Annotated in this window: 6 protein-coding genes; 4 read left to right on the forward strand and 2 right to left on the reverse strand. The window is 69.6% G+C overall.

Annotated elements, in window-relative coordinates; genetic code table 11:
- The first annotated feature begins 68 nt into the window (after nt 1-68).
- From KGQ19_RS29520 to KGQ19_RS29530, 3 genes are all read left to right on the forward strand, one after another.
- A complete protein-coding gene (locus KGQ19_RS29520; protein WP_212014911.1) occupies nt 69-1,667 on the forward strand; it encodes an ABC-F family ATP-binding cassette domain-containing protein in 1,599 nt (532 codons plus the stop codon).
- A 296-nt stretch (nt 1,668-1,963) separates the two neighbouring features.
- The gene (locus KGQ19_RS29525) at nt 1,964-2,182 is read left to right on the forward strand and encodes a helix-turn-helix domain-containing protein (protein ID WP_194897647.1); all 219 of its coding nucleotides are present in this window, start codon (nt 1,964-1,966) and stop codon (nt 2,180-2,182) included.
- 229 nt (nt 2,183-2,411) lie between these two features.
- Nucleotides 2,412-3,188, forward strand: a complete 777-nt coding sequence (locus KGQ19_RS29530) for an enoyl-CoA hydratase/isomerase family protein (protein WP_230419640.1) — start codon at nt 2,412-2,414, stop codon at nt 3,186-3,188.
- A 155-nt stretch (nt 3,189-3,343) separates the two neighbouring features.
- Here KGQ19_RS29530 and KGQ19_RS29535 read toward each other — a convergent pair whose 3' ends face one another.
- On the reverse strand, nt 3,344-4,144 hold the full coding sequence (locus tag KGQ19_RS29535) for an SGNH/GDSL hydrolase family protein (RefSeq protein WP_212014913.1): 801 nt from the start codon (nt 4,142-4,144) through the stop codon (nt 3,344-3,346).
- The gene (locus tag KGQ19_RS29540; RefSeq protein WP_212014915.1) at nt 4,126-5,124 is read right to left on the reverse strand and encodes a phosphotransferase; all 999 of its coding nucleotides are present in this window, start codon (nt 5,122-5,124) and stop codon (nt 4,126-4,128) included. The genes KGQ19_RS29535 and KGQ19_RS29540 overlap by 19 nt, the downstream gene beginning before the upstream one ends.
- Nucleotides 5,125-5,224: 100 nt before the next feature.
- On the opposite strand from KGQ19_RS29540, the gene KGQ19_RS53650 reads away from it, so the two are divergent.
- Nucleotides 5,225-7,132 (forward strand): ABC transporter ATP-binding protein, encoded by a 1,908-nt coding sequence (locus tag KGQ19_RS53650; RefSeq protein ID WP_212014923.1) that lies wholly within the window; start codon nt 5,225-5,227, stop codon nt 7,130-7,132.
- Nucleotides 7,133-7,145: the final 13 nt, after the last annotated feature.

Raw genomic sequence — 7,145 nt, forward strand, 5'->3', positions numbered from 1 at the left:
AATCTGAACTGCGGGCTTGGCGAAAAGCGTTCCGGAGGGGTGTCGCGAGCCCCGTAAAATGGTGCGTTGTGATCACCGCAACCGACGTCGAGCTCCGGGCCGGCAGCCGCATCCTGATCGAGAAGGCCTCCTTCCGAGTGGGTCCCGGCGACCGCATCGGCCTGGTCGGCCGCAACGGCGCCGGCAAGACCACGCTCACCAAGACCCTGGCCGGTGAGACCATCCCGGCGGCCGGCACCATCAGCCGCTCCGGCCCGGTCGGCTATCTGCCGCAGGACCCCCGCACCGGCGACATGGACGTGATCGCCCGCGACCGCATCCTGTCCGCGCGCGGCCTGGACGACATCATGCGCCGCATGCGCGAGAACGAGAAGCGCATGGCCTCCGACGACGCGGCCACGCACGAGAAGGCGATGCGCCGCTACGCGCGGTTGGAGGACGAGTTCGTCGCCGCCGGCGGTTACGCGGCCGAGTCCGAGGCCGCGACCATCGCCTCGGCCCTCGGCCTGCCGGACCGCGTGATGGGCCAGCCGCTGCACACCCTGTCCGGCGGCCAGCGCCGCCGGGTCGAGCTGTCCCGGATCCTGTTCGGCGACAACGAGGTCCTGCTCCTGGACGAGCCGACCAACCACCTCGACGCCGACTCGATCGTCTGGCTGCGCGAGTTCCTGAAGTCGTACAAGGGCGGGTTCATCGTCATCTCCCACGACGTGAACCTGGTCGAGGCGTCGGTGAACAAGGTGTTCCACCTGGACGCCAACCGGGCCGCCATCGACTACTACAACATGGGCTGGAAGCTCTACCTCAAGCAGCGCGAGGACGACGAGCGCCGCCGCAAGCGCGAGCGCGCCAACGTCGAGAAGAAGGCCGCCGTGCTGAACGCGCAGGCCGACAAGATGCGGGCCTCGGCCACCAAGACCGTCGCCGCGCAGAACATGGCCCGGCGTGCCAACCGGATGCTGGCCGGCCTGGAGGAGGTCCGCCAGGCGGACAAGGTCGCCAAGCTGCGCTTCCCGACCCCGGCGCCGTGCGGCAAGACCCCGATCATGGCCACCGGACTGTCCAAGTCCTACGGCTCGCTGGAGGTCTTCACCGACGTCGACCTGGCCGTCGACCGCGGCTCCAAGGTGGTCATCCTGGGCCTGAACGGCGCCGGCAAGACCACGCTGCTGCGCCTGCTCGGCGGGGTCGAGCAGCCGGACACCGGCAAGGTCGAGGAGGGCCACGGCCTCAAGCTCGGCTACTACGCGCAGGAACACGAGACCCTGGACCCGGAGCGCACGGTTCTGGAGAACATGCGCAGCGCCGCACCGGACCTGGACCTGGTGGCGGTCCGCAAGACGCTCGGCTCGTTCCTGTTCTCCGGCGACGACGTCGACAAGCCGGCCGCCGTGCTCTCCGGCGGTGAGAAGACCCGGCTGGCGCTGGCCACCCTGGTGGTCTCGACGGCGAACGTGCTGCTGCTCGACGAGCCCACCAACAACCTGGACCTCGCCTCCCGCGCGGAGATCCTGGGGGCGCTCGGGACGTATGAGGGCGCTGTGATCATGGTGACCCACGATGAGGGTGCGGTGCGGGCGCTGAATCCGGAGCGGGTGATCCTGCTGCCGGACGGCGACGAGGACCTGTGGAGCGAGCAGTATCTGGATCTGGTGTCGCTCGCCTAGACGATTGGTTCCCCCCGCGAATCAGTCGTCCAGCGCCGGACCCGACGATCGTTCACGTCCGGCACCCCGCCTGACACCGGGATTCGCCATACTCCGCCAGGGCGGGACTTTTCATCGTGGGCTGATTCGTCACGGGAACAGGATCATGCGATTACCGGACAAATCTGGGTGATCTACTGGTCGGATCGGGCGACGTGACATTGATGTTATGGGCAACATCGCCGAATCGGTGGCCAAGAGCGCTGCGAGGGGTGATCATGTGTACCTAGAGCGCACATCCACTCCAGGAGGCACGTGTGGCCGAGACTCTCAAGAAGGGCAGCCGGGTGACCGGCGACGCGCGGTCGCAGCTCGCGATCGACCTCAAGACGAAGTACGAGGCGGGCGAGTCCATTCGCGCCCTCGCCCAGTCCACCGGGCGTTCGTACGGGTTCGTGCACCGGATGCTCAGTGAATCCGGTGTGACGCTTCGGGGCCGGGGCGGCGCGACGCGCGGCAAGGCGAAGACCGCCTGAACCCGAACGCGGGTTCGCAGCAGTAAGCCGGGCGGAGATCGGGCAGCCGACCGGTGACGAAGGGGCGGGGTGCGTGATGGGCACCCCGCCCTCTTCCTTTTCCCACAGCGCCCCTTGCCGCTCCAGGCCGGCCCGGGACACCTCCATTGTCGGGCATCGCGGTGGCGCAACAAGTTACCCGCGGGTAGTCTCGCTCTTCGGCACGGTCCGCACGGATTCAGGAGAGCGCATGAGCTGGGAAGACACCGCACGCCAGGCCGCGGAGGCGGGCATCGACGTGCTGCTGGAGGGCGAGGCGGCGACGGTCACGCTGAACCGGCCGGACAAGCGCAACTCCCAGACCCCTGAGTTCTGGGCCGCGCTGGCCGCGATCGGCGCCGGGCTGCCGGGGACGGTGCGGGTCGTCGTGCTGCGTTCGGAGGGCAAGTCCTTCTCCGCCGGTCTGGACCGGTCGATGTTCGAGAACTTCGCGACCTTCGCCACCGCCTCCGATGAGGAGGTGGACCGCATCATCGCGGGCTATCAGGAGGCTTTCACCTGGTGGCGTCGCAATGACCTGATCACGGTCGCGGCGGTGCAGGGGCACGCCATCGGCGCCGGCTTCCAGCTGGCGCTGGCCTGCGACATCCGGATCGCCGCCGACGACGTGCTGTTCTGCATGAAGGAGCCGGCCCTGGGCCTGGTGCCGGATCTGGCCGGGACCCAGCCGCTGGTGGACGCGGTCGGTTACTCGCGGGCGCTGGAGATCGTGGCCACCGCGCGTTACGTGGACGCCGAGGAGTCGCTGCGCATCGGCCTGGCCAACCACGTCGTGCCGCGCGACGAACTGCACGCCGCGGCCGCGAAGCTGGCCGCCGGCCTGCTGGCCGCCCCGCGCGGCGCGGTCACGGAGTCGAAGGCGCTGCTGCGGGCGGCGGCCGGGCGTTCGTATGACGAGCAGCGGGCCGCGGAGCGGGCGGCTCAGACCCGGCGGTTCCACGACCTGGCCGGGACGGGAGAGTCCTGATACAGGTCCTGATACGGGTCCGATACGAATCCTGATACGGGTCCCGATATCCCGAACGCGAGACCTGGACCGCCGGCCCTGATCACAGGCCGGCGGTCACGGCTTTGCAGGCGGCTTCGCAGGCGGCCTTACGGCAGCGGCGTCGCCGATTCCCGCTACTGCGTCAGCTCCGACACCAGCGTGGGCTCGGGCCGCTTGGCCTGCCGGCCGTCGCCGGAGGATTTGCCGGTGATCCGGCGGCCGATCCACGGCAGCAGGTAGACGCGCATCCAGCGCAGATCCTGGCGGCGGGCCTGGAAGAACGGCTTCGGCCGGGCCGGCGGCAGCCCCGAGCGCCAGTCGAAGCCGGGCTCCGCGCCGAGCGCCTGGAGCACCGCCTCGGCGACCCGGCGGTGGCCTTCGGGGGAGAAGTGCAGGCGGTCCTCGGCCCACATCCGCGGGTCGTCGAAGACCCGGGCCGAGAACAGGTCCACGACCACCGCGCCGTGTGCCTCGCCGAACTCGTCCACCAGCTCGATCAGCCGGTTGACGGCCGGCATCAGCCGCTGCGAGCCGCGCATCCGGCGGCGCGGGTCGGTCGGGTGGAACAGGACGATCGTGGCCTTGGTGGTGGCCAGCTGCTGGAAGCAGGACCGGACGCCGGCCTCGACCGCCTTCATATCGCAGCCCGGGCGCAGCACGTCGTTCAGGCCGCCGGCCAGGGTGATCAGGTCGGCGTCCATCTTCGCGGCCAGCGGCACCTGGTCCCGCTCTATCTGCCCGATCAGCTTGCCGCGCACCGCGAGGTTGGCGTAGCGCAGGTGCGGGTCGTCGACGGCCAGCCGCTCGGCCACCCGGTCCGCCCAGCCCCGGAACGAGCCGTCCGGCAGCGTGTCGTCGCACATGCCCTCGGTGAAGGAGTCCCCGACCGAGACCATGACTTTGCCCTGGTGGGCGCTCAGTGTCGTGAAGTCCATGGTGCTCCGATATTAGCGGCGGTAGTTTCCAGCGCGGCGAGGGAGTCCACCAGGGTGGTCCAGGTGGCCCGCTCGTTGTCGCCGTCGGTGTGCCGGGCCGCGAATCGGGCCAGGTCGGCGGCGGTCTCCGAGAGGTCCCAGCGCAGCTGGTAGAGCTCGCCGAACCGCGGATCGCCGAGCCCGAAGTTCCACAGGTCACGTTCCGGCGGCCCGATCAGCGCGCTGTCCCAGTCGATCAGGAGCAGCCGGCCGTCGGCCCGCATGTAGTTCCCCAGATGCGGCTCGCCGTGGGTGAGGACGAATCGGTCGCGCTGGCCCCTGGCGGTCTGGGCGAGCCGGTCGTAGTGGTCGAGCAAGGCGGAGACCGTCGGGGCGTGCTGGGAGACCAGCTCCGCGGCCCGGTCGGCGTACGGTCCCATCGCGGGATCGGGGCGTTTTCCAGCCAAGGCGGCGTCCAAGCCGGCCCTCTTCGGGATGGTGAAGGTCTCCGTCTCGGGGCTGCCCCAGGCGGATTCCGGGACGCTGTGCAGCTCCGTGACTACGGCCAGTGCTTCAGCGGTGAGCTCGGTATCGGTCTGCTCCCACCGCTGCCACTCGAAGCTCTCACCGTCCAGCCGCCGATACACGGAGACCGCGAACCCGTGCTCGCTGTGCTCGCCGTGGTTGCCGAGCTCGGCGAGCACCGCGCCGTCCCCGGTCCGCTCCGGCGCGACCGTGAGCCGGTGGCCGTGGTCGACCAGCGCGCGCGGTACGCTCAGCGCGTTGCGCAGGCTCCGCAACGGGTCGTCGGTGGCCAGTGGGAAAGCGGCCAGCTCGTCCACGTTCACGAACCACCGCCCGCCGCGGGAGTCCCGGACCGACCAGTGGTGCGATCCGAACCCGACCGGGACGTATTCCAGCTGCGCGGCGGTCAGCCCCCAGTTGTTCGCCAAGAGCAGACGCAGATCGTCTTCTGAAAACGCGTCTGGGGGGTTCAACATGGCTGAAGGCTATGGGAATGCCGCGGAGAACTCCGCGCATTTATCACGGTGGGCCAAGCCGGTGGAGAGAGGACGAACGCGCGTGTCGATGGGTGGCGGGATGGGTTCGCCGGGCATGATGATGATGCGCGGCGCCCGAGGCCGGAACGACAAGGAGATCCTGAACCACAAGCTGGCCCCGGGGACCATCAAGCGGATCTTCACGATCGCGCGGCCCTATCGGCTGTTGATCGGGATCTTCCTCGCGATCACGATCGTCGACGCGGTCCTGGTCGTGCTGCCGCCGCTACTGGCCCAGAAGCTGGTCGACGACGGGGTGCTCAAGGGCGACCGGGCCGTGGTCACCAAGCTGGCGCTGATCATCGCCGCGGTCGCGGTCGGCGACGCCGTGGCCTCGCTGGTGAACCGGTTCCTGTCCTCCCGGATCGGCGAGAGCCTGATCTACGACCTGCGCACGCGGGTGTTCTCGCATGTCCAGCGCATGCCGATCGCCTTCTTCACCCGGACCCAGACCGGTGCCCTGATCTCCCGGCTGAACAGCGACGTCATCGGGGCCCAGCAGGCGTTCACCTCGGTGCTGTCCAACGTGGTGTCGAACGTCATCAGCCTGGTGCTGGTCGCCGGGACCATGTTCTACCTGTCCTGGCAGATCACCATCCTCTCGCTGGCCCTGCTGCCGGTGTTCCTGGTCCCGGCCCGGCGGGTCGGCAAGCGGATGCAGGGCCAGGTCCGGCGGCAGATGCAGCTGAACGCCGACATGTCGGCGATGATGACCGAGCGGTTCAACGTCTCCGGCGCGCTGCTGACCAAGCTGTTCGGCCGGCCCGCCGAGGAGGACGCGGAGTTCGCCGAGAAGGCCGCCGGGGTGCGCAACGCCGGCATCAGCATCGCGCTGACCGGCGCGTTCTTCATGACGGCGCTGACCCTGGTGGCCGCACTGGCCACCGCCTTGACCTACCTGATCGGCGGCCGCCTGGCGATCAGCCACTCCATCACCCTGGGCACCCTGATGGCCCTGGCCGCGCTCCTCGGCCGGCTCTACGGTCCGCTCACCGCCCTGACCAACATCCGGATCACGGTGATGTCGACCCTGGTCTCCTTCGACCGGGTCTTCGAGGTCCTGGACCTGGAGCCGATGATCAAGGAGAAGCCGGACGCCGCCGCGCTGCCCGAGGGCGCGGTCGCGGTCGAGTTCGACGACGTCGCCTTCCGCTACCCGACCGCCGATGAGGTGTCGCTGGCGTCCCTGGAGTCGGTGGCGCGGCTGGACCAGGCGCCGTCGGCGCAGGTGCTGCGCGGCGTGACCTTCCGCGCGGCGGCCGGGGAGATGGTGGCCCTGGTCGGGCCGAGCGGCGCGGGCAAGACGACGATCACCTCGCTGGCCAACCGGCTGTACGACCCGCTCTCCGGCACGGTCCGGATCGGCGGCACGGACATCCGCGACGTGACGCTGGAATCGCTGCACGCCACGGTCGGCACGGTGACGCAGGACGCGCACATGTTCCACACCACGATCCGCGACAACCTGCTGTATGCGCGCCCGACGGCGACCGAGCAGGAATTGATCGAGGCCCTCCGCGACGCGCAGATCCTGGACCTGGTCCAGACCCTCCCGGACGGCCTGGACACGGTGGTCGGCGACCGGGGCTACCGGCTCTCCGGCGGCGAGAAGCAGCGGCTGGCCATCGCCCGCCTGCTGCTGAAGGCGCCGAGCGTCGTCGTGCTCGACGAGGCCACGGCCCACCTGGACAGCGAGAGCGAGGCGGCGGTGCAGCGGGCGCTGGCGCGGGCGCTGCGGGGCCGGACGTCGCTGGTGATCGCCCACCGGCTGTCGACGGTCCGGGACGCCGACCAGATCCTGGTGGTGGACGACGGGCGGATCGTGGAACACGGGCGGCATGAGGAGCTGCTGGCCGCTGACGGGCTTTATGCCGAGTTGTATCGGGTGCAGTTCCAGGGGCAGGACGTCGGCTGTCTCTTATACACAGCTGACGCTGCCGACGAATAGCCTTGTGTAGATC

This window comes from Catenulispora pinistramenti (assembly GCF_018274385.1).
Taxonomy (GTDB): Bacteria; Actinomycetota; Actinomycetes; order Streptomycetales; family Catenulisporaceae; genus Catenulispora; species Catenulispora pinistramenti.

Coding starts and splice junctions, on each gene's coding strand:
- KGQ19_RS29530 (WP_230419640.1), top strand. CDS start 2,412: ATGAGCTGGGAAGACACCGCACGCCAGGCCGCGGAGGCGGGCATCGAC.
- KGQ19_RS29535 (WP_212014913.1), bottom strand. CDS start 4,144: ATGGACTTCACGACACTGAGCGCCCACCAGGGCAAAGTCATGGTCTCG.
- KGQ19_RS29540 (WP_212014915.1), bottom strand. CDS start 5,124: ATGTTGAACCCCCCAGACGCGTTTTCAGAAGACGATCTGCGTCTGCTC.
- KGQ19_RS53650 (WP_212014923.1), top strand. CDS start 5,225: ATGGGTTCGCCGGGCATGATGATGATGCGCGGCGCCCGAGGCCGGAAC.